General features: G+C 64.1%; 17 protein-coding genes, 2 tRNA genes and 2 rRNA genes (1 of these 21 cut by a window edge). 10 read left to right on the top strand and 11 right to left on the bottom strand.

Annotation, left to right across the window (positions count from 1 at the left end; genetic code table 11):
* The 4 genes from LGH83_RS11965 to LGH83_RS11980 form a co-directional block, all read right to left on the bottom strand.
* Positions 1-548 (bottom strand): 23S ribosomal RNA (locus LGH83_RS11965); it reaches 2,270 nt to the left of the window's first position.
* 475 nt (positions 549-1,023) lie between these two features.
* Positions 1,024-1,099: transfer RNA gene (locus LGH83_RS11970), tRNA-Ala, on the bottom strand.
* 51 nt (positions 1,100-1,150) lie between these two features.
* A tRNA-Ile gene (locus tag LGH83_RS11975) sits at positions 1,151-1,227 on the bottom strand.
* Positions 1,228-1,437: 210 nt separating this feature from the next.
* A 16S ribosomal RNA gene (locus tag LGH83_RS11980) occupies positions 1,438-2,922 on the bottom strand.
* Together the 16S and 23S rRNA genes with 2 tRNA genes alongside form the textbook arrangement of a ribosomal RNA operon.
* A gap of 710 nt (positions 2,923-3,632) precedes the next feature.
* Between LGH83_RS11980 and LGH83_RS11985 the strand changes: the two genes are divergently transcribed.
* The 3 genes from LGH83_RS11985 to LGH83_RS11995 all read left to right on the top strand — a co-directional run bounded on the left by LGH83_RS11985 (position 3,633) and on the right by LGH83_RS11995 (position 8,708).
* A complete protein-coding gene (locus LGH83_RS11985) occupies positions 3,633-5,648 on the top strand; it encodes a M23 family metallopeptidase (RefSeq protein ID WP_227398866.1) in 2,016 nt (671 codons plus the stop codon).
* 178 nt (positions 5,649-5,826) lie between these two features.
* Positions 5,827-6,519: a DUF1223 domain-containing protein gene (locus LGH83_RS11990; protein WP_227398867.1), complete on the top strand. Its 693-nt coding sequence runs from the start codon at positions 5,827-5,829 to the stop codon at positions 6,517-6,519.
* A 17-nt stretch (positions 6,520-6,536) separates the two neighbouring features.
* Positions 6,537-8,708 carry a protein-disulfide reductase DsbD family protein gene (locus tag LGH83_RS11995; RefSeq protein ID WP_227398868.1) on the top strand — a complete coding sequence of 724 codons (2,172 nt, stop codon included), beginning with the start codon at positions 6,537-6,539 and terminating at the stop codon, positions 8,706-8,708.
* A 12-nt stretch (positions 8,709-8,720) separates the two neighbouring features.
* On the opposite strand, the gene gluQRS is transcribed toward LGH83_RS11995, so the two are convergent.
* Positions 8,721-9,608, bottom strand: coding sequence for a tRNA glutamyl-Q(34) synthetase GluQRS (gene gluQRS / locus LGH83_RS12000; protein WP_227398869.1), 888 nt, complete (start codon positions 9,606-9,608; stop codon positions 8,721-8,723).
* A 63-nt stretch (positions 9,609-9,671) separates the two neighbouring features.
* Between gluQRS and LGH83_RS12005 the strand changes: the two genes are divergently transcribed.
* Positions 9,672-10,448, top strand: coding sequence for a DNA-3-methyladenine glycosylase family protein (locus tag LGH83_RS12005; RefSeq protein WP_227398870.1), 777 nt, complete (start codon positions 9,672-9,674; stop codon positions 10,446-10,448).
* 25 nt (positions 10,449-10,473) lie between these two features.
* The gene (locus LGH83_RS12010) at positions 10,474-11,160 is read left to right on the top strand and encodes an alpha/beta hydrolase (RefSeq protein ID WP_227398871.1); all 687 of its coding nucleotides are present in this window, start codon (positions 10,474-10,476) and stop codon (positions 11,158-11,160) included.
* 12 nt (positions 11,161-11,172) lie between these two features.
* On the opposite strand, the gene LGH83_RS12015 is transcribed toward LGH83_RS12010, so the two are convergent.
* From LGH83_RS12015 to LGH83_RS12025, 3 genes are all read right to left on the bottom strand, one after another.
* Positions 11,173-11,394: a DUF3072 domain-containing protein gene (locus LGH83_RS12015; protein ID WP_131114192.1), complete on the bottom strand. Its 222-nt coding sequence runs from the start codon at positions 11,392-11,394 to the stop codon at positions 11,173-11,175.
* A 99-nt stretch (positions 11,395-11,493) separates the two neighbouring features.
* Positions 11,494-12,270 carry an HpcH/HpaI aldolase family protein gene (locus tag LGH83_RS12020; RefSeq protein ID WP_227398872.1) on the bottom strand — a complete coding sequence of 259 codons (777 nt, stop codon included), beginning with the start codon at positions 12,268-12,270 and terminating at the stop codon, positions 11,494-11,496.
* A gap of 15 nt (positions 12,271-12,285) precedes the next feature.
* A complete protein-coding gene (locus tag LGH83_RS12025) occupies positions 12,286-13,095 on the bottom strand; it encodes a class I SAM-dependent methyltransferase (RefSeq protein ID WP_227398873.1) in 810 nt (269 codons plus the stop codon).
* A gap of 193 nt (positions 13,096-13,288) precedes the next feature.
* Between LGH83_RS12025 and LGH83_RS12030 the strand changes: the two genes are divergently transcribed.
* Positions 13,289-13,885: a L,D-transpeptidase gene (locus LGH83_RS12030; RefSeq protein WP_319799543.1), complete on the top strand. Its 597-nt coding sequence runs from the start codon at positions 13,289-13,291 to the stop codon at positions 13,883-13,885.
* Between the two features lie 22 nt (positions 13,886-13,907).
* Here LGH83_RS12030 and LGH83_RS12035 read toward each other — a convergent pair whose 3' ends face one another.
* Positions 13,908-15,578: a thiamine pyrophosphate-binding protein gene (locus LGH83_RS12035; protein WP_413771042.1), complete on the bottom strand. Its 1,671-nt coding sequence runs from the start codon at positions 15,576-15,578 to the stop codon at positions 13,908-13,910.
* Between the two features lie 162 nt (positions 15,579-15,740).
* Here LGH83_RS12035 and LGH83_RS12040 point away from each other — a divergent pair, with 162 nt between their 5' ends.
* Both LGH83_RS12040 and hemW read left to right on the top strand, forming a co-directional pair.
* Positions 15,741-16,370, top strand: a complete 630-nt coding sequence (locus tag LGH83_RS12040) for a non-canonical purine NTP pyrophosphatase (protein ID WP_227398874.1) — start codon at positions 15,741-15,743, stop codon at positions 16,368-16,370.
* A 75-nt stretch (positions 16,371-16,445) separates the two neighbouring features.
* The gene (gene hemW, locus LGH83_RS12045) at positions 16,446-17,612 is read left to right on the top strand and encodes a radical SAM family heme chaperone HemW (protein WP_227398875.1); all 1,167 of its coding nucleotides are present in this window, start codon (positions 16,446-16,448) and stop codon (positions 17,610-17,612) included.
* 76 nt (positions 17,613-17,688) lie between these two features.
* Here the strand turns inward: hemW and LGH83_RS12050 are convergent, their stop codons facing one another.
* Positions 17,689-18,894 (bottom strand): penicillin-binding protein activator, encoded by a 1,206-nt coding sequence (locus tag LGH83_RS12050; RefSeq protein ID WP_227398876.1) that lies wholly within the window; start codon positions 18,892-18,894, stop codon positions 17,689-17,691.
* 271 nt (positions 18,895-19,165) lie between these two features.
* Here LGH83_RS12050 and rsmI point away from each other — a divergent pair, with 271 nt between their 5' ends.
* On the top strand, positions 19,166-20,056 hold the full coding sequence (gene rsmI, locus LGH83_RS12055) for a 16S rRNA (cytidine(1402)-2'-O)-methyltransferase (RefSeq protein WP_227401829.1): 891 nt from the start codon (positions 19,166-19,168) through the stop codon (positions 20,054-20,056).
* A 10-nt stretch (positions 20,057-20,066) separates the two neighbouring features.
* Positions 20,067-20,435 carry a YraN family protein gene (locus LGH83_RS12060; RefSeq protein ID WP_227398877.1) on the top strand — a complete coding sequence of 123 codons (369 nt, stop codon included), beginning with the start codon at positions 20,067-20,069 and terminating at the stop codon, positions 20,433-20,435.
* A 3-nt stretch (positions 20,436-20,438) separates the two neighbouring features.
* Here the strand turns inward: LGH83_RS12060 and LGH83_RS12065 are convergent, their stop codons facing one another.
* On the bottom strand, positions 20,439-20,663 hold the full coding sequence (locus tag LGH83_RS12065; protein ID WP_227398878.1) for a BrnA antitoxin family protein: 225 nt from the start codon (positions 20,661-20,663) through the stop codon (positions 20,439-20,441).
* Between the last annotated feature and the right edge of the window lie 86 nt (positions 20,664-20,749).

Genomic DNA, 20,749 nt, shown 5'->3' on the forward strand with positions numbered 1-20,749 from the left:
CCTCGTCGGGGTGCTTTTCACCTTTCCCTCACGGTACTTGTTCGCTATCGGTCGCTGAGGAGTACTTAGGCTTAGAGGGTGGTCCCCCTACGTTCAGACAGGATTTCACGTGTCCCGCCCTACTCATGGCTCCGTGACTCTCTTCCGCATACGGGGCTATCACCCGACTATGGCCCGGTTTTCCAACCGGTTCTGCTCAATCATCACAAAGCACTGGCCTGGTCCGCGTTCGCTCGCCACTACTAACGGAGTCTCGTTGATGTCCTTTCCTCCGGGTACTTAGATGTTTCAGTTCCCCGGGTTAGCTTTTGTGTCCTATCTATTCAGACACAAATACCCTCATGTGACCTTGCAATTCCAAACCTTGCCCAACCCCTCGCAGGATCAGACAACAGCTTAGAGTTACAAGGTCGAAGGTGGGTTTCCCCATTCGGACATGTCTGGATCAAAGCCCGTTCGCGGCTCCCCAAACCTTATCGCAGCGTACCACGTCCTTCATCGCCTCTCAGCGCCAAGGCATCCACCAGATACCCTTAAGGCACTTGATCGCTCTCATTATCAATGCTCACCCCGCCTGCGCCAAAGCACAGCTGTTTATCGCGTGGGTTACAGCGTCGCTCACTCAAGAGCCGTCACGAACAGAGCCTCGGCAGACCCCTCACAACACGCATGCGTCACCAGATCGGCCAATCCATCCTTGCGGACGATCCACCAACCCCGTCAAAGCATCGATCCGTCTTTAAAGACCATTTTTTGCTTCAAACACATCCAACATCCCCACCTGCGGTCAAGCTGATAGGACACGGCCCAAAGGCCGTCGGTTCGACACGCATATCCGCCTCTCGCCCAGGGTCAAAACCCCACCACGATCAGCATGCGCCCCGAACGTTCGGATGCATTCCCTCTTCACAATGTTAAACAACCCGCCTGCAGCAGACCCCAAAGGATCACGCTCCAAGCAAAACTTTTTCCGATATGCGGATCGCTCAGCCTCGGCCCACCCCAACGGGCCGCCAAAGCGAATGGTGGAGCCTGACGGGATCGAACCGACGACATCCTGCTTGCAAAGCAGGCGCTCTCCCAGCTGAGCTAAGGCCCCGTTCCGTTCCATCAAAGCCAACAGCCAAACCGCCCGGCCTCAACGTCAACATGGTGGGCCTGGGAAGACTTGAACTTCCGACCTCACGCTTATCAAGCGCGCGCTCTAACCAACTGAGCTACAAGCCCGAACCTGATCCCCGCCACCCCAGCGAAACACCCTCCCTTGCGACAGAGGCCTCAAACCGGACCAGCGGTCCCGCATATCAATGGAAGAAAGAGAAACGTTAGACGGCGCCGACATCCCGCATTGCCGACCATGACTGGTCGTTGATTCTAAAACAGCCGAAGAGCGCCACCCGGTCCGAAAACCAGGATCGTCTGAACAGCCATCCTTAGAAAGGAGGTGATCCAGCCGCAGGTTCCCCTACGGCTACCTTGTTACGACTTCACCCCAGTCGCTGACCCTACCGTGGTCGCCTGCCCCCTTGCGGTTAGCGAAACGCCTTCGGGTAAAACCAACTCCCATGGTGTGACGGGCGGTGTGTACAAGGCCCGGGAACGTATTCACCGTGGCGTGCTGATCCACGATTACTAGCGATTCCAACTTCATGCACTCGAGTTGCAGAGTGCAATCCGAACTGAGACGGCTTTTTGAGATTTGCGCGGGGTCGCCCCGTAGCATCCCATTGTCACCGCCATTGTAGCACGTGTGTAGCCCAGCCTGTAAGGGCCATGAGGACTTGACGTCATCCACACCTTCCTCTCGGCTTATCACCGGCAGTCTCCCTAGAGTGCCCAACTGAATGATGGCAACTAAGGACGTGGGTTGCGCTCGTTGCGGGACTTAACCCAACATCTCACGACACGAGCTGACGACAGCCATGCAGCACCTGTGTTCCAGCCCCTTGCGGGAAGGATCTCATCTCTGAAAACCATACTGGACATGTCAAAAGCTGGTAAGGTTCTGCGCGTTGCTTCGAATTAAACCACATGCTCCACCGCTTGTGCGGGCCCCCGTCAATTCCTTTGAGTTTTAATCTTGCGACCGTACTCCCCAGGCGGGGTGCTTAAAGTGTTAACTGCGCCACTAAGCTGCAAGCAGCCTAACGGCTAGCACCCATCGTTTAAGGCGTGGACTACCAGGGTATCTAATCCTGTTTGCTCCCCACGCTTTCGCGCCTCAGCGTCAGTACCGGGCCAGTGAGCCGCCTTCGCCACTGGTGTTCTTGCGAATATCTACGAATTTCACCTCTACACTCGCAGTTCCACTCACCTCTCCCGGACTCAAGACTTCCAGTATCAAAGGCAGTTCCAAGGTTGAGCCTTGGGATTTCACCTCTGACTTAAAAACCCGCCTACGCGCCCTTTACGCCCAGTTAATCCGAACAACGCTAGCCCCCTTCGTATTACCGCGGCTGCTGGCACGAAGTTAGCCGGGGCTTCTTCTCACGCTACCGTCATTATCGTCGCGTGCGAAAGAGCTTTACAACCCTAAGGCCTTCATCACTCACGCGGCATGGCTGGATCAGGCTTGCGCCCATTGTCCAATATTCCCCACTGCTGCCTCCCGTAGGAGTTTGGGCCGTGTCTCAGTCCCAATGTGGCTGGTCATCCTCTCAGACCAGCTACCGATCGTCGCCTTGGTGAGCCGTTACCAACACCAACTAGCTAATCGGACGCGGGCCATTCCTTCGGCGATAAATCATTCGCCCTCAGGCCGTATTCGGTATTAGCTTAAGTTTCCCCAAGTTATTCCGAACCGAAGGGTATGTTCCCACGTGTTACTCACCCGTCTGCCACTCACCTTGCGGTGCGTTCGACTTGCATGTGTTAAGCCTGCCGCCAGCGTTCGTTCTGAGCCAGGATCAAACTCTCAAGTTGTAGGCTTCAATAAAGAAACCATCGAGAATTTGCTCCGGCTAAGTCATCATTACACCCCTTCACAGAGGTCTCTCTTGACGAGTAACCCAGATCTCTCACAACCCAACCTTAGCAAAACTAAGCCAGATCCTAAGAAACCCAGATGTAACGTAGACCGCCAGATTATCCCATTCGATCGATTGCTCGATCCGCAAGGATATCAGACGCCGCCTACGTTTCTCTTTCTTCCGATTCAAATGTCAAACAGCGAAACTCAAGACGAAAAGTACCCCAGCCAACAGACCAAAATACCCAAACGACAAAATCCAACACCCCAGGGCCCTACCCGGTCGATACCCCCACAAAAGAATGCAGAAGATGGATCATCGCCGCCGCAGAACCAAACCTCGTTGGCCCCGCCGTCGATGACCCGTATATAGGCCAACCCAACTCAGCTCGTCAACTCCCTAAATCACATAAAAATGACAGACAGGAGGACCCGGGACGCCCCTCGGCGTCTCGCCTCGTCACATCACATTTGGGCCATCTTACCCTGGCTTCTGAGCTGCATTCTTGCGCCGGTGTCGGGATGCACCGAGCACCCCGCAGGCCGTCGAGGTTTACCACGCCGCGCGGACCGCATAGGACATGATGGCTCCAAACGTGACGCGACCGCATCGTTGCGCTCGTGAACGTCGGACGATCGGTTGCGTTTAATCAAGGAACACGACGTGGGGGAGGACGCCGGCACATCGTATCGTCACTCCTTTGCTTATCCGGCCCTCGATCTCGGCGTCGACCCGCCCATCGAGGCTCTCGGCCGCCGGACGCTGCGACACGAGCGGCGTTCCATTTCCAAACGCTGGCTCGCGGCCACGATCCTGACCGGTCTCGCAGGGTCGTTGCTGATCGGAACCGCCATTTATGCCGCGCTCGACCGGCAAGCCACCTTCGCGCGACCGCCGGAATTCGCCTCGTTGACCGCCAAAGCTTCAGCCGACGACGCGACGACGGGACTTCGGCGTGGCGATCGCCTGCTGAAGACGGTCGATATCGTGGCCGAGAAGCAGACGTTCCGAGCGCCCACCACCGTCAACATCGGCGACAAACAGATCATCAAGCTGCGTGGCTACACCCACGTGGCCACAACCCTGACGACGACCCCGACCGATCTGGCCGATGAGGTCCCCCCGTTCAACCCGCTGAAGCTGCTGTCAGTCGATGCCCCGAACGCCCCGGATGCGCCCGCCGATCCTGGTCCCGTCCTCGATGCGGCCGAGGTCTCGTTCGTGACCCACGACATTAGCGATGCCGACCCAAACCTCTTTTCCGGTGCGTTGTCGCTCGCCGAGGTCGTCTCCCAGGTCGACCAGCAAGCGAAGGCCGCGTCGGCCGCCGGTAATCGTCCGCCGATCCCGCTCCCGCCGCAATTGCTGCTGATGCGGACCAGCCGCGCCGGAAGCGACCCGACCGGCGGATTGGCCTATGCGAATGCCAACACGCTGGGCAGCCCCTTCTCGTCGATCGAGGTCAGGATGGTGCCCGAAAACGTCACCGTGATGCATCGATCCGAAACACCGCATGATGCCTTCCAGTCCGAGGAGCGGCTCGTCGTGCTGCATCATGGCGATACGATCGACGACGTTCTGAGAGCCAATGGAGCCACCCGCGACCAGGTCCGCGCCATCGTTGATGCGTTCGGGGCCAAGCGCGGCGAGCCGCCGGTCGGCGAGGGACGCCGGGTGCGGTTGCTGCTGGCGAGCGTCGATGGCCAACAAGCGTCCAAGCAAATCGCGCGTGTCTCGGTCTATCTCGACGAGACGCTCGAGACTACGATCGCGCTCGACGATGCCGGACATTACGTCAAGGTCGAGGCTGCAGCGCCGCGCCAACCGGCAGCGGCACAGGCCAGCAATGATGAACCGGGCGACAGCGGCGGGATGCGGCTCTACGACAGCATCTATCAAACGGCGCTCAAACAGCAGATTCCCCTGCCGATCATCGAGCAGATGATCCGTATCTTCTCCAACGATGTCGACTTTCAGCAGGCCGTAGAGGGGGGCGATAGCTTCGACGCTTTCTATTCGAACGGCGACGACGGCGACGGACGCCAAGATCTGCTCTTTGCCTCGCTGACGGTTCGCGACGACATCTTCCGCTATTATCGGTATCAATCGCCCGACGATCCGACCCCGGATTATTACGACGATGCCGGCCGGTCGATCCGGAAGTTCCTGATCCGCAAGCCGGTGCCGACCGGCATCTTCACGTCCGGGTTCGGCGTGCGGTTCCATCCGGTGCTGGGCTATACGCGACCCCATACCGGTGTCGACTGGGCCGCGCCGGTCGGAACGCCGATCCTGGCAGCCGGTAGCGGCACGGTGCTGAAAGCCGAGCGCTCGTCGAGCTATGGCAACCATGTCGAGATCCAGCACGCCAACGGCTACATCACGACCTATTCGCATATGGTGGGCTTCGCCCGCGGCATTACCGACGGCGTGAAGGTCCGCCAGGGTCAGGTGATCGGCTACCTCGGGCAGACCGGGCTCGCGACAGGCCCGCATCTTCACTACGAGGTGATCGTCAATGGTCACTTTGTCGATCCGATGCGGGTGAAACTCGACCGGACCCAGTCGGTGTCGGCTCGCCTGCTTCCGGACTTCAAGCGCGAGCATGATCGGATCGATGCGTTGATCGCCAGCGCCCCGACCGCCATCCAGACCAGCCAGAAACGCGCCTCGAACTGAAGCGGCCGATTAGGCGGCGCTTGCGAGATGAGCGTTACGGCTTCGGTGGTGAGTAACCGGGCGCCGTGGCCGAGCGAATAATGATTGCCGGCGACTGTAACCCGCGATAGTCCGCCCCAATATCGCCGGCCCCTCGAGTCGTTCTCAACCCCATGTCGCCGAACCTTGGAGTATCGCCATGCTGTCGCGTCTCTTCGCCTCCGGTTTCGCTCTCCTTCTGCTGCCCGCCGCCGCCTTGGCGGCCGAACGACCCGTGGTGGTCGAATTATTCACCTCGGAGGGATGCTCCTCCTGCCCTCCGGCGGATGCTTATTTGACCGACCTGTCGCATGCCGGTCGAGACGTTCTTCCCCTCGCGTTCCACGTCACCTACTGGAACGGCCTTGGATGGCGCGATCCCTTTTCGCTGGATGCCGCCACGCAGCGCCAAGCTCGGTATGGAAGCCGGTTCGGAGACGGCTCCTACACGCCTGAAATGGTCGTCGATGGCGCACATGGTTTCGTCGGCTCGGAACGCGGCGCCGTTGGAGCGGCCATTCGCGAGGCGCGGCAGAACCGAACGGCGGCGTCGGTCAGCGTCAGTCGCCAGGATGGACAGCTCTCGATCGCGGTCGGCGCCGGCAGCGGAACGGGTCGCCTGCTGCTGATTGGCTTCGATACCGAGCATCGCACCGCAGTCGGGCGCGGCGAAAACACCGGGCGGACCCTCACGGAATCCAACATTGTCCGGTCGATCCGCCCCGTCGGCCAATGGTCTGGCGCACCGGCGACCTTTAACGCGGCGTTGCCGGTCGGCCAGGACGTCGCGGTGATTTTGGAGGCGCCCGACGGTCGGATCGTCGGAGCGACGCGGCTCGGCGACGCATCGTAAGCGGCGGCGCAACCGTGATGACGACCCGGCTTCGCCCATCCGCCGCCCTGCTCCGCGCCGGTCTCGCCGTAATGACGCTCCTGCTTGCGGCAACGGCCGCCCGTGCGGCCTCGACCCCGTGGGTCGGCGACGCTCATGCGGCCGTCCGGCTGATCACGCGCGATGACCGAGTGGGCCAAAGCGCGACTGTCGAGGCAGGGCTGGAGTTCCGCTTCGCGCCGGGCTGGCACGGCTACTGGCGGACACCCGGCGATGCCGGCCTTCCTCCAGTCGTCGACTGGTCGACCTCCGACAATGTGAGGCGTGGCGAGATCACCTGGCCGGCGCCGATCCGCCTTGTCGTGGAGGGGTTGCAGAACAGCGTCTACGAGGGCGATGTCATCCTTCCCGTCTCGCTTGTGCTCGAGCGACCGGGCGAGGCCGCCACCCTGCACGCTTCCGTGGGTTACGCGGCCTGTTCCAACGTCTGTGTTCCATTCCAGGCTGAACTGAGCCTTCCGCTTCCGGCTGGGCCGGAGGCTCGCGCCGCGGAAGCCCCGCTCCTTGTCGCGGCGCGCGCCAAGGTCCCGGGAGCGCCGGGATCGGCCGGCATCGAGGTCGTCAACACCGGCATCGTGGCGAGCGGGGGCGCCGCATCGCTCGTCGTCACTCTCAAAAGCAACGCAGAACCGTTTCGCCGTCCCGATCTTTTCGTCGAAGGCGCGGGCGCGGGCCTTCCCGCAGCGCCGGAAGTCAGCCTGACCGACGACGGCCGGACCGCACGCCTGACGGTCGCGCTCGGGCCCACGTCTCCCCCGATCGACGCCCTCACCCTCACGCTAACGGATGGCACCCGAGCGACGAGCTTCGGCGCACCCGTCAGGCTTTTCTCGTCTCCGTCCGTGGCCCTCGCTTCCGCTCAAGACGCTGCTCAGCCTCACGTCCTCACGTCGACGCCAAACCGCACACTCTCGTGGGGGGCCGCGTTGCTATCAGCCCTGTTCGGCGGGCTCATCCTCAACCTGATGCCCTGCGTGCTGCCGGTACTCTCGATCAAGTTGATGGGCCTCGTCCGTCACGCCGGAGCCGGGCGGCGCGCGATGCGATCGAGCCTTCTGGCGACGGCGTTGGGCGTCATCGTATCATTCCTCGCGCTTGCGGCCGTTCTCATCGGACTGCAATGGTCCGGCGCCGCGCTGGGCTGGGGAATCCAGTTCCAACAACCCTGGTTTCTGGCCGGAATGGCGAGCTTGACGGTGCTGTTTGCCGCGAGCCTCTTCGACTGGGTGGCGATCGGACTTCCCAGCGCTCTGATGACGTCCGCCGGATCCCGTCGATCCGGTCAGCCCCTGGTCGAAGCCTTCTTGACCGGAGCCTTCGCGACCCTGTTGGCAACACCATGCTCCGCCCCGTTTGTGGGCACCGCTGTCGGCTTCGCGCTCGCGCAGGGGCCGACCGAGATCCTTGCCGTCTTTCTTTGCCTCGGGGTCGGTATGGCGCTCCCCTATGGCGCGATCGCCGCGTTCCCTCGCTTGGTCCGTTGGGTTCCGCGACCGGGACCCTGGATGGTCGGCCTTCGCACGGCGCTTGGCTTTCTCCTGCTCGGAACAGCGGCTTGGCTGCTGGTCGTGCTCTGGAGCAGCGCGGGTGGGCGCGTTGCTGGCGCAGTCTTGGGTGTGATGATCGCCTTGCTGCTCTTTCGGGCCGTCATGGCCCGTCGGCCGGGTCTCGATCGGAGCTGGATCACGGCCGTCACGACCGTTCTTGTGCTGGCCCCTCTCGCGGCAGCCGCATGGCCCACGGCGGCGCCGCGGCAGGCGCCGGAGCGGCAGGAGTGGCAAGCCTTCGATCCCGCCGCCTTGCCGGGTCTCGTCGCAGAAGGCCGCACTGTCTTGGTCGACGTCACGGCGACGTGGTGCCTCACCTGCAAGATCAACGATCTGACGGCCCTCGATCGCACCGAGGTCGCGACGAGGATCGACCAGCGGAATGTGGTCCGCATGCGCGCCGATTGGAGCCGACCCGATCCCGCCATCGCGGCCTATCTGCGCGGCTTCGGGCGTTACGGCATTCCCATGGATGTGGTCTACGGGCCAGCCCGACCCACCGGCGAGCCGCTGCCGGAATTGCTGACCCCCACGCTCGTCCTCGATGCGCTCGATCGCGCCGCCGCCGGGGCTGGACCACAAGCCGCCCTTCCGCCGGGTTGAGCGCCGCGGACGTCAGATCGAAAGGCCGAGTGTCTCGATGAGATCGGTCGGCGAAGCACCCATCTGACGCAGATCCCGCAGGCTCGGCGACCCACGGCTCTTCGAGAGCTTGTGACCCTCGGCGTCGCGCACCAGAGCGTGGTGGCGATAGGACGGCGCCGGCAAACCGAGCAACTCCTGCAGCAGCCGGTGCAGGCCGGTCGCCTCCAGCAGATCCTCCCCGCGTATCACGTCGGTGATGCCTTGCAGAGCGTCGTCGACCACGACCGCGAGATGATAACTCGCCGGGATGGCCTTCCGGCGCAGCACCGCATCGCCCCAAAGTTCAGGCGCGGCGACGTGGACAAACGGAACACTGCCCTCGCGATATTCCGTCCAGCCGAGATCGTCGCGCACCGCCTCTCGAGCCGCTGCTCCGTCGAGCCGAAGGCAGAAGGGCTGCTGGTCGGCGCGACGGCGCGCCACTTTGGCCGCATCAAGATGGCGGCAGGTGCCGGGATAGAGCGGTGAACCATCGGGATCGAGCGGCCACCCGGTCCGCCCCTCGATCGCGCCTGCGATATCGCCCCGGCTGCAGAAACAAGGATAGAGGAGGTCGCGGGCCGCAAGCCGATCCAGCGCCGCTTCATAAATCGGCAAGTGTCGCGACTGGTGGCGGACCGGCTGGGTCCAAACGAGGCCGAGCCAGGCGAGGTCGGTTTCGATCGCGGTCGCGAAAGCGGGCGTACAGCGCTCGGTGTCGAGATCCTCCATCCGCAGCAGAATATCGCCGCTCGACGCGGCCGCGAGGCGGGCGTTCAGCAAGGCCGAATAGGCATGCCCGAGATGAAGGAAGCCATTCGGCGAGGGCGCGAAGCGAACGAGAGGGCGGGACGGGATCGTCATCCTGGGCATGATCATGGCGTGCCTCGTCGGGCTCTGCAAGCTATGGTGCGGTGCCAACCACCTCTCAGTGACGTCGCCATGCCCTCAACCGATCACGCTCCCCCCGCTGCCGAATCACGAGACCCGGCGACCGAACCGCGGCGGACGGGTCGACGCGCGCGGTCTCCCGCGAAGCATGCGACGCCAACCTACGGGATCGGTCCCGTCATCGACGGCCAGGAGGCATTGGATCGCGGGCTTGCGGCTCTCCGGGCGATCGATCCGCTTGTGATCGACCCGCTGATCGCGGCTGGGGCGCATCCGCCACTCCGCCTGCGTGAACCGGGTTTTGTCGGCCTCGCCTTTATCATCGTGTCGCAACAGGTGTCGACCACCAGCGCGCAAGCGATCTTCGGGCGGCTCCAGAGCGCAATCGTGCCCCTCGAGGCACCACAGTTGCTCGCCGCCAGCGACGAGGATCTGCGCAACGTTGGCTTGTCCGGCGCCAAGATCCGCGCTCTGCGCGCCGCCGCCGAGGCTGTGGCATCCGGCAGATTGCCGTTGGCAACGCTCGGCCGCATGACGGCCGAGGAGGCGCACCGGGCGCTCGTCGCCGTCAAAGGGATCGGGCCCTGGAGCGCCAATATTTTCTTACTTTTCTGCCTGGGTCATCCCGATGCTTGGCCGGCCGGCGATATTGCCTTGCAAGAGGCCGCGAAAGTCGCCCTGACTCTGGAGACGCGTCCGACCACGGCGGAACTCGACCGGCTCGGTGATCGCTGGCGGCCGCATCGCGGCGTCGCGGCCCGCGTGCTTTGGGCCTATTATCGCATCATAAAACAGGGACGCGACGGCATGAGTCTCGCGCCTCTCTAATGGACTCTTACGCGACTGGATCAGTATGACGCTTCCGATCGACGGCCCTCGGCTCAACCCTAAATCCGGACTTGCCCGGCAGCTCGTGGTCTTCCTGCACGGGTATGGCGCCGATGGGCGCGACCTCATCGAGATTGGGCGGCAGTGGCAGCACTGGCTGCCCGATGCCGCCTTCGTGGCCCCGAACGCGCCCGAGCGCTGCGTTCAGTCGCCGACCGGGCGACAATGGTTCGACCTGACGTCCCGCGACCCGGGCGAGCGCTGGCGTGGCGTCGTAAAGGCCCGGCCCGGTCTTGACGCATTTCTCGACGCCGAACTTGCAACACACAAGCTCGACGACAGTAAACTCGCGCTGGTCGGGTTCAGCCAAGGCACCATGATGGCGCTGCATACCGGTCTAAGGCGCCGACGGGCTCCAGCCTCGATCATCGGCTATTCGGGCTTGTTGGTCGGCCCGGAGCATCTCGACGAAGCCACGGCGCGCACGACCAAAGGCGCAACACCGCCGATCCTCTTGGTTCATGGTGACGCCGACCAAGTGATCCCGCTCGAGGCCTTGTTCGACTCGGCCGATCATCTCGGCAAAGCCAACATTCCCGCAGAATGGCATTTATCGCTGGGTGTCGGCCACGGCATCGATGGCGCCGGGCTCGAACATGGCGGTTTGTTTTTGGCGCGGAACTTTGGGCTTCCGACCCCAAAACGTCCCTAAACGGCGGACCTGTTACCGGCCGAGCTTGGATTTCAGCGCATCGATTCGCTTGGACGCTTCGGCCTTGCTCAATCCATCTTCATAGCCTTCGCCATCCTTGGCCTCCTCCGACAAGGTCTTGAGGTAAGAGGCTTGAGCCCCGGTCATCGGATCTTCCCCCGAAGTCCACTCGTCGGGGTTCTTGACCGTGTTGGAGCCGGGGTGCTCGTCGAGCTTCGGGTTGTGATCGGTCATGACATCCTCTTCGTTCACGTCTTGTTCCGATCGACAATGCGGATGCCAGAGCTTGGTTCCGGCCTCCGCTCTCGGCTGAGGCGCGACCTTTTGGTCCGACTAGCGGGCTGCGCCGAGTTCCTGGCCGGCCGCCTGACGCAGCAGCATCATGTCGGTCGACGCGGAGCAGAGCCGGAAGCCGCGCGCCAGCATGGTTTTCGCGAGCGCTCCATCGGCACAGAAGAGCGACGCGAATTTGCCCGCCGCTTCCGCTCGCGTCACGATGTGGCGGAGCGCCGCATCGACCTCCCGGCTGGTCGGATCGACGCCGCCGCCGTTGCTCAACGCGACCGAGAGGTCTGCCGGGCCGACGAACACGCCATCGACACCCGGGACCGCCAGGATGCCGTCCAGCGCGTCGAGCGCCGCACGGGTCTCGATCATCGGGATCGCGAGATGGATGGCGTTGGCGGCTTTGAAATAGCCGGCCGGATCGAGGCCCGTCATCGGCACGGCACGGTGCGGTCCCCAACTCCGACCACCGGCGGGCGGATATTTCGCGAATGACACGAAGGTCTCGGCATCCGCCACGGAATTGATCATCGGGGCGATCACACCCGCAGCGCCGGCGTCCAGCATGCGGGACGCCGTGGCAAAATCGCCGACCGGCACCCGCACGATCGCCGGTGCGCCCGCGAGCGCCACCTGTGCGATGCCACGGATCGCGGTCTCCACTGTGAAAGCACCATGCTGCATGTCGAGCACGGCGGTGTCGTAGCCGGCACGAATCAACGCTTCGGCGAGGCTCGGCTCCCCGGCTGTGCACCAGGCCGCGACGAGCCGATCGCCAGCCCGAAGCCTCTGGGCCAGAACCCCGATCAATCCACCCTCGGCCATATCCGCTCTCCTGCCTTATCGCTGCTGCCGCTCAGTCGATCCGGTGCGACGCGCAATGCTGCCGTCGCGACCAGACGGCTGTGAACGACGCGCGAGACGACCGGCGACCGGCGCCAATACGGGATCGAGTTTGGGGATGCCGCGTTTCGCCGTTTTCCGCAACGGGATCGGGCGGTATAATTGCTTCGAGGCCTCGACCACATGTAGGCCCGCGCCGGGCAGGCCAAGCCAGCAGCCGCAGGCTTCGAACATCGCGGCGAGACGCCACACGCTGCGGAAGCGCAGCGGCGGCACATAGAGCGCTTCGCCGAACCGTTCCGGCGAAAAAAGGGTGTCGCGCAACAACGTGTTCAACTGGCTTTTTGAAAAGGGTTGGCCAAAGCCGAAAGGCGTCGTATCGACCCGCGCCCACCACCCACGCCGGTTCGGCGCCACCACGATCATCCGGCCACCCGGAGCCAGCACCCGCCAGATCTCGTCGAGAACCTCGCGCGGATGTTCCGCCACTTCGAGAAGGTGGACGACGACCAGCCGATCGATGCATCCGTCCGGCAGCGGCAGGGAGGCGGGCTCGACCAGGGCCGTGGAGGTGACGTCGGTGCCGGGCCAATGCAGCACGCCTTGTTCGGCCGGCATCAACCCGATGACCCGCACGGCCTCGTCCCGGAACTGCCCGAGATAGGGGACCGCATAGCCGAGGCCCATCACGGCCATGCCGGTCGTGTTGGGCCACCACTCGCGCAGCGTCCGGGCCACATACCGATGAGCGATCCGGCCCAGCGGCGCGGCATAGAAGCTGCGCAAATCGACGACATCAAGCGACATGCGGCTTTGTCGCACGTTCTCTGTAAATGTCGAGGCGTCGCGGCCGTGCCGTCAGCGTGGGACCGGCGGCTGAGGGCGGATTTTACCCCCGTCAACCTTACTTAAATTCGGACATTTACAGGGCGATCGCGACCCCGAATATGGCCGGGACTTGACAGTTCCGGCGACCGGCGAGGGTTCCCCCGTGCGTAGAGTGGCGATATTTCTGACAGTGATGTTCGGCTTTTTGGTCGCGAGCCAGGCCGAGGCCGCGCGGATCCAGGTGGATCTTTCCACGCAGACCATGCACGTCTCCTCGGGGGCCGGCGACTTCGATTGGCCGATTTCCTCGGCGCGGCGCGGCTTTGTGACACCGCGCGGCAGCTATGGCGTGCAGCGGCTCGAAGCCATGCACTATTCGCATAAATATCATAACTCGCCGATGCCCCACTCGATCTTCTTCCGCGGCGGCTATGCGATTCACGGGAGCTACGCGACCGGGTCGCTCGGCGCACCGGCCTCGCACGGCTGCATTCGTCTCGCACCCGCCAATGCGGCGCTGCTCTACCAGATCGTCCGGTCAGAGGGCGCCCGCATTTCGATCACCGGTTCACCGGTCTCGAACACCCGCTACGCGCGGGCCGAACAGCGTCACCACAACCGCGCGGCGCAAATCGCTGCGCGACGGATGCAGGCCGGGGCCGCGCTCGGCTATGCGCCCCGCTATGCGCCCTCGTTCGACGATTGGGTGCATCAACCCAGCGCCTTCGCCCATCCGGGCGCGATGGACTACGACCCGAGCGCCGATTGATCCAAGCCGGACCGCACGGGCTTTATGGCCTGGCACGGTCGCGGATCGCCGACAGGGTCGTGGCCGGGGTGATGACCTCGGGATCGACCTTGACGTGGATGATGGATGGCAGACCCGATTGCTGCGCCCGCGCGAAGGCCGGCAGAAAGTCGTCCGTGGCCTCGACGGTTTCGCCATGGCCACCGAAGGCTCGCGCGTAAGCCGCGAAATCGGGGTTGGTCAGCGCCGTAGCGGTAACGCGGGCGGGATAGTCCCGCTCCTGATGCATGCGGATCGTGCCATACATGCCGTTATCGACCACAACCACGATGATGGCGGCCGCATATTGTACGGCGGTCGCGAATTCCTGACCGTTCATCAGGAAGCAGCCGTCGCCTGCAAAAGCCACGACGACCCGATCGGGATGCAGCCGTTTGGCCGCGACGGCGGCCGGCACGCCGTAGCCCATCGAGCCCGACGTCGGTGCCAATTGCGTGCCGAACCGGCGGAACCGAAAGAATCGCCCGACCCAGATGGCGTAATTGCCGGCCCCATTGGTCACGATCGCATCGTCGGGCAGCACCTCACGCAAGGACCGCACGATCGCGCCCATGTCGACGCCCGAACCCTGTGGCGGGACCGGGCCGGTCCAAGCCAGATAATCGGCGCGCGCCTGCTTGGCTGTCTCGCGCCATCCGATTGTGGTCGGTGGCTGTAATCCCTCGAGAGCCGCCGCGAAGGTTTGCGGCGAAGCCTGAATGCCAAGCGTCGGATGATAGACGCGGCCGAGTTCCGCATCCCCGGGATGGACATGAACCAGCCGCTGCGCCGGGACGGGAACGTCGAACAGCGTGTAGGATTGCGACGGCATTTCGGCCATGCGTCCCGTCAGGATCACGAGGTCGGCGGCGGCGATCCGCGCTTTTAGCGCCGGGTTCGGCCCGATGCCGATCTCGCCGGCATAATTGGCGTGGTCGGCATCGAACAATCCGGCACGCCGAAACGATGTCGCGACTGGCAGATCGAAGCGCTCGACGAAACGCGCCACCGACGCGCAGGCCTTGCGGCTCCAGCCGCTGCCGCCGAGAACGAGCATCGGCCGCTCGGCCGCCCACAACATCTGTTGCAGCGCCGCCATCTGGGTTGGCCCGGGCCAGGACAAGACCGGCTCGACACGGGGCGCATCGGCGACCTCGGCGGCCTCGGTCAGCATATCCTCCGGCAAGGCGATCACGACCGGGCCGGGTCGACCCTGCATGGCGACATGGAAGGCACGCGACACGAGTTCGGGAATGCGGGCGGGATCATCGATCTCGACCACCCATTTGGCGGTCGAACCGAAGAACGCGCGATAATCCATTTCCTGGAACGCGCCGCGCCCGCGCATGCTGCGCTCGATCTGACCGATGAAGAGGATCATCGGCACCGAGTCATGCTCAGCGATATGAACACCATGGGCCGCATTGGTGGCTCCCGGTCCACGCGTCACCATGGCGACACCGGGCCTTCCGGTCTGGCGGGCCGCCGCATCCGCCATCATGGCGGCACCCGCCTCCTGGCGGCACACGGTCACGGCGATGGAGGTGTCGTGCAACGCGTCGAGCACCGCGAGATAGCTTTCGCCCGGCACGCAAAACACGTGCTCGACGCCCTGCGCCAGCAATTGGTCGACGAGGATCTGGCCACCCGTCCGGGAGTTCGGTTCACGCACCATATCGTTCGTCGCTCCTCGGATGGTCCTCGCCGGTCGTTCTTAGGGCAAGGCGGCACCCCGGCCAATCGCGATCACACCGCCGTTCTCCGTGTTGGCAGCGCTTCCTGAACCGCCCGGTTCGTGCCAGACCGTGTGATCGACATCGCCTGTTTTGGACCGCTCATGCCCCCGATCACACGCCTCGTCCTCGCAACCCACAATGCCGCCAAGGTGGCCGAATTTCGCGATCTTTTCGCGCCGCATGCGATCGAGATCGTCTCGGCGGGCGACCTTGGCCTCCCTGAGCCCGACGAGACCGGCACCACTTTTGTGGCCAATGCCGAACTCAAGGCGGAGGCGGCCGCTCTCGCCTCGGGCTTGCCGGCTCTGGCTGATGATTCGGGCCTCTGCGTCGATGGTCTCGGCGGCGACCCCGGCATCTATTCGGCGCGATGGGCGGGCAAGCCCGCTGATTTCCCGGCCGTCATGGCGCGGATCGATGCCATGCTGACCGAACGCGGCTTGATGAGCGACGCGCAACGCCGCGCTCATTTCGTGGCGGTCTTGTCGGTGGTATGGCCGGATCGTCAACGCCTGACCGTTGAAGGCAAGGTCTTCGGCACGGTGGTGCCACCGCGCGGGATCTTGGGCTTCGGCTATGATCCGATGTTCCGACCCGACGGCCATGACAAAACCTTTGGTGAGATGACGGCGATGCAGAAACACGGCATTCCGATCGATGGCTCGCAGGCGCTGTCGCATCGGGCGCGGGCGTTCCAGTTGCTCGCCGCACAGCTGTTTACCGCCCGGTGATGCCATGTTTTACGCCGCATTCACGATTGCGTGTCGAGGCGTGACGATAGCGGCGGCTCCATGGCATAAGGGCGCATGAGCGTTCTTCCATCAAACGGCGAATCGGGTTTCGGCATCTACGTCCATTGGCCGTTCTGCCTCTCGAAGTGCCCTTATTGCGACTTCAACAGCCATGTCCGCCAAGTGCCGGTCGACGAAACGCGGTTCCTCAGCGCATTCAAGACGGAACTCGCGCATCGCGCCCGGTTGACCCCCGGCCGCGTTGTGGAATCGATCTTCTTCGGCGGCGGTACCCCCTCGCTGATGCGGCCAGAGACCGTGGCCGGCATCCTCGACGCCATCGCGGGTCATTGGACGATCGACCCGAACACGGAAGTGACGCTGGAGGCCAATCCGACCAGCGTCGAGGCCACACGGTTTCGCGGCTATCGGGCTGCGGGGATCAATCGCGTGTCGCTCGGCGTCCAAGCCATGAACGATCCCGACCTGAAGGCCCTCGGCCGTCTGCACAGCGTCGACGAAGCCATGGCGGCGGTCGGCATCGCGGCGTCCATCTTTTCGCGCTTCTCGTTCGATCTGATCTATGCGCGACCGGGCCAGACGCCTGCCGCTTGGGCGGCCGAACTCGACGTCGCCATCGATCGCGCCGCCGAACATCTCTCGCTCTATCAATTGACGATCGAGCCCGACACAATGTTCGAGAAGCTCTACCGGGCCGGCAAGTTGCAAATGCCCGATCAGGACGTCTCGCGTGCGCTATGGGACGTGACGCAGGAGACGACGGAAAAGCGCGGCCTCCCGGCCTATGAGATCTCCAATCACGCGCGGCCGGGCGCCGAGTCGCGGCACAACCTCGTTTATTGGCGTTATGGCGAATATGCCGGGGTCGGTCCCGGCGCACATGGGCGTGTGTTGACCCCGAACGGCCGGCGCGCTCATTCGACGGAGCGGCATCCCGAAATGTGGCTCACCGTCGTCGAGGGCGAAGGTCACGGCATCATTTCGGACGAGCCCCTCTCACCGGAGGAACAGGCCGACGAATTCCTGCTGATGGGGCTGCGCCTCGTCGAGGGGATCGACCCGGCGCGCTATGAGACCCTCGCCGGTCGGCCGCTCGATCGCTCGCGCGTGTCGTCGCTGGTCGAGGAAGGCATGGTCGAGAAGACAGCGACCGGCCGCATCCGCGTCACCAAGGACGGGTTTCCGGTGCTCGACGCGGTCGTGGCCGATCTCGCGGCATAGAGGTTGGCGGCCCAACGAAGGCGATGATGTTCAGCCTGAAGGGCAGCGACGACGTCGATACCCAAGCGTTGTGACTTTACGTGTTGTTACCCGAGAAGCTGCGCGGCGCCGGGCTGACCGTGGTGGCGGCGCCATTGTTGATCTGCAGCACGGCGAGGCCACGCTCGTTCGGACCCTCGGCCCGGAACCGGAAGACGCCATCGGCCCCGTTGAAGCCGGATGGATTGGTCAGGGTCGATTCGGCGAACCGCTGCGAGCCTTGCGTGCGGGCCAGGGCCGACACCAGCGACACGGAATCATAGGACAGCGTGGCGATACGCGCGGGATCGCTGCCGAATTTGGCTCGATAGCGGGCCGCAAAGGCATTGAAGCCTGTGTTTTCCGGCGTCGCGAACCAGGCGCCCTGCAGCGCCGGCAGCTTCAACACGCGTGCGTCGTTCCAGATGCCGGTGCCGAGGATCTGCACCTTGTGGCTATCGATGCCATTCGCGGTCAAGGCCTGGGCTACGGCCGGCATCGCCTCCGCCTGATCCGGAATGAACAGCGCATCGACCTGCGAGAGATTGGCGCCGATGCGGGCCACAGCCGCATTCAGCGTGCTGGGCTGATAGCGCTCGATCGCCTGCACCCGGATATTGCGGCGGGCGGCGGCCTGCTGGAATTCGGCGAGCGCCACATTGCCGTAATCATTCTCCGGCACGAGGGCCGCGAAGGACTTCTTGCCCTGCGCGGCGGCATAATCGACGATCCGGTCGACATAGCTCTCGATCAGGAACGAGAGAAGATAGACGCCGTGCGATGCGGCACCCGTATCGGTCGAGAAGCCGATGACCGGGCGATTGGCCGCCTTGGCGACCCGCGCGGCTTCGCGCACATCCCCGGCGAACAGCGGACCGAGCACCAGTTCGGCACCCTCGTTGATGGCCGCCTGCGTCGCATCCCGCGCGCCGTCGGGCGTCGATCGGTCGTCCTTCACCAGAATCGTGAGATCGTTGGAGCCCGATTCGGCATAGGCCAGTTCGGCCGCGTTGCGGAGCGACGTGCCGATCGAGCTCGGATTGCCATTCTGCGTCAGCGGCAGGATCAGCGCCACCTTATCGGGCCCGTTGCCGATCTGGCTCGAGGAAATGCCGCCGAGCGGCTTCGATTGGACCGGCGACGTGGGGGCCGAGAGAGGCGCATCCGCCAAGGGGCCACCACCCGGTGACTGCCCACAGGCTGCCAGCAAAGCCGCGAGGCTCACGACGGTTGCGGCCGAGAAGATCGCACGAAAGGTCGTCAACTGAATACTCCGACTCTGACGACCGATGACGCGCGATCGGGCCGCATAAACCGAACCCGAACCACCGCTGGTGAGATCGGGCTGTGACAGCGAAAGTTAGTACCGCTTGGACAACGACAGGTAAACTAGGGCAAAGCATGGCGATTCAATCTGTCTCCGCGTTTTCTGCAGGACAGTGGCTTGAGGGACGCGCGCCATGATCGACCACAAGCAAGACGCACCCGATGCGGCGGCCTTCGGGCGGTCGCATGACGCAGGGCGCGCACAGGATATGAGCTTTACGGCGCTCGGCCTGCGCGCAGAGGCACAACGGATCGAGCCCGGCCTCCATGTCGTCGCGACGCCGATCGGCAATCTCGGCGATATCTCGTTTCGCGGCGTCCGAACGCTGGCGGCGGCCGATGCGGTTCTGGCCGAGGACACGCGCGTGACCAAGACGCTGTTGGCCCACTACGGCATCTCGACGCCGCTCGTCGCCTATCACGAGCATAACGCCGCGGCGATGCGGCCCCAGTTGCTCGAGCGCCTGCGGGGCGGGGCGGCGCTAGCGCTCGTCTCCGACGCCGGAACGCCGCTGATCTCCGATCCCGGCTTCAAGCTGGTGGCGGAGGTCGCGGCCGAAGGACTCCCGGTCACCGCCGTTCCGGGCGCATCCGCCGTGCTGGCCGCCCTCACGGTCGCGGGTCTGCCGACGGACCGCTTCTTCTTCGAAGGGTTTCTTCCGTCCCGCACCGCCGCGCGACGGCAGCGGATCGCCGAGCTCGGCGCCATTCCGGGAACGCTGGTGTTTTTCGAATCGGCACGCCGCGTCACCGAGACGCTCGCGGATCTCGCGGCCGTGCTGGGGCCGCGCGATGCCGCCGTGGCGCGCGAACTCACCAAACATTACGAAACGGTCAGACGTGGCCCGCTCGATCGGCTCGCAGCGGAGTTTCTTGCAGAAGGTCCGCCACGGGGTGAGATCGTGGTGCTGGTCGCGCCGCCGATCGAGGGCAAACCCGTCTTCGCGGAGACCGATCTCGATGCGAAGATCGGCGAGGCCATGCAGCGCCTGTCCGTCAAGGATGCGGCAACCGTGGTGGCGGCCGACACCGGCCTGCCGCGCCGGCAGGTTTATGCCCGCGCCATCGAACTTGCGGCCCGCAACCCGCGCCAACCATGATCGACCGGATATGACCCGCGACCGAGCGATCGCCAACGCGTTCGGCCTGCGGGCCGAAATGGTCGCGACGCTTTTGCTGGTCTGCAAAGGTTATTGGCCGCTCGCCAGGAACTACAAAGTGCGTGGCGGCGAGATCGACATCATCGCGCGGCGCGGCGGAACCGTGATTTTCGCCGAGGTCAAGGCGCGACCGCGCCTCGATGACGCCATGGTGGCGATCTCGGCCACCAAGCGCCAGCGCATCGAGCGCGCCGCCAGGGTTTGGCTGTCGAGCAACCCTTGGGCGGCTCATTGCGTCCTACGGGGCGACGGCGTCTTCGTGGCGCCGAGGGCATGGCCCCGCCATGTCGAGGACGCGTTTCGGTTGAACCTGATGTGAGGGCTAAAGCCCTGCGGCGGCGCGCAAGGCGGCATTGATGCGATCCTGCCACCCTGGCCCATCGGCCTGGAAGGCTTCGAGCACATCTTGATCGAGCCGCAACGACACGGTTTCCTTTGCGTTGGGGATCGCGGGTTTTTTGACAACCTCAGGAATGGTCGGGGCCGCCGGCCGGAACACCGCCTCGGCAGCGTCCCACGGGTCCTTCGAGCGGCGCGGCGGTTTCATCGCATGGGTCCATCAGCTTCGGCCGGAGCGGGTATCGCGCGGCGCGTTGGTGTATAGGCCACCGTGCCGGCCCCGAAAAGCGCAAG

The sequence above is a fragment of the Lichenihabitans sp. PAMC28606 genome (genome assembly GCF_020616535.1).
GTDB classification, from domain to species: Bacteria; Pseudomonadota; Alphaproteobacteria; order Rhizobiales; family Beijerinckiaceae; genus Lichenihabitans; species Lichenihabitans psoromatis.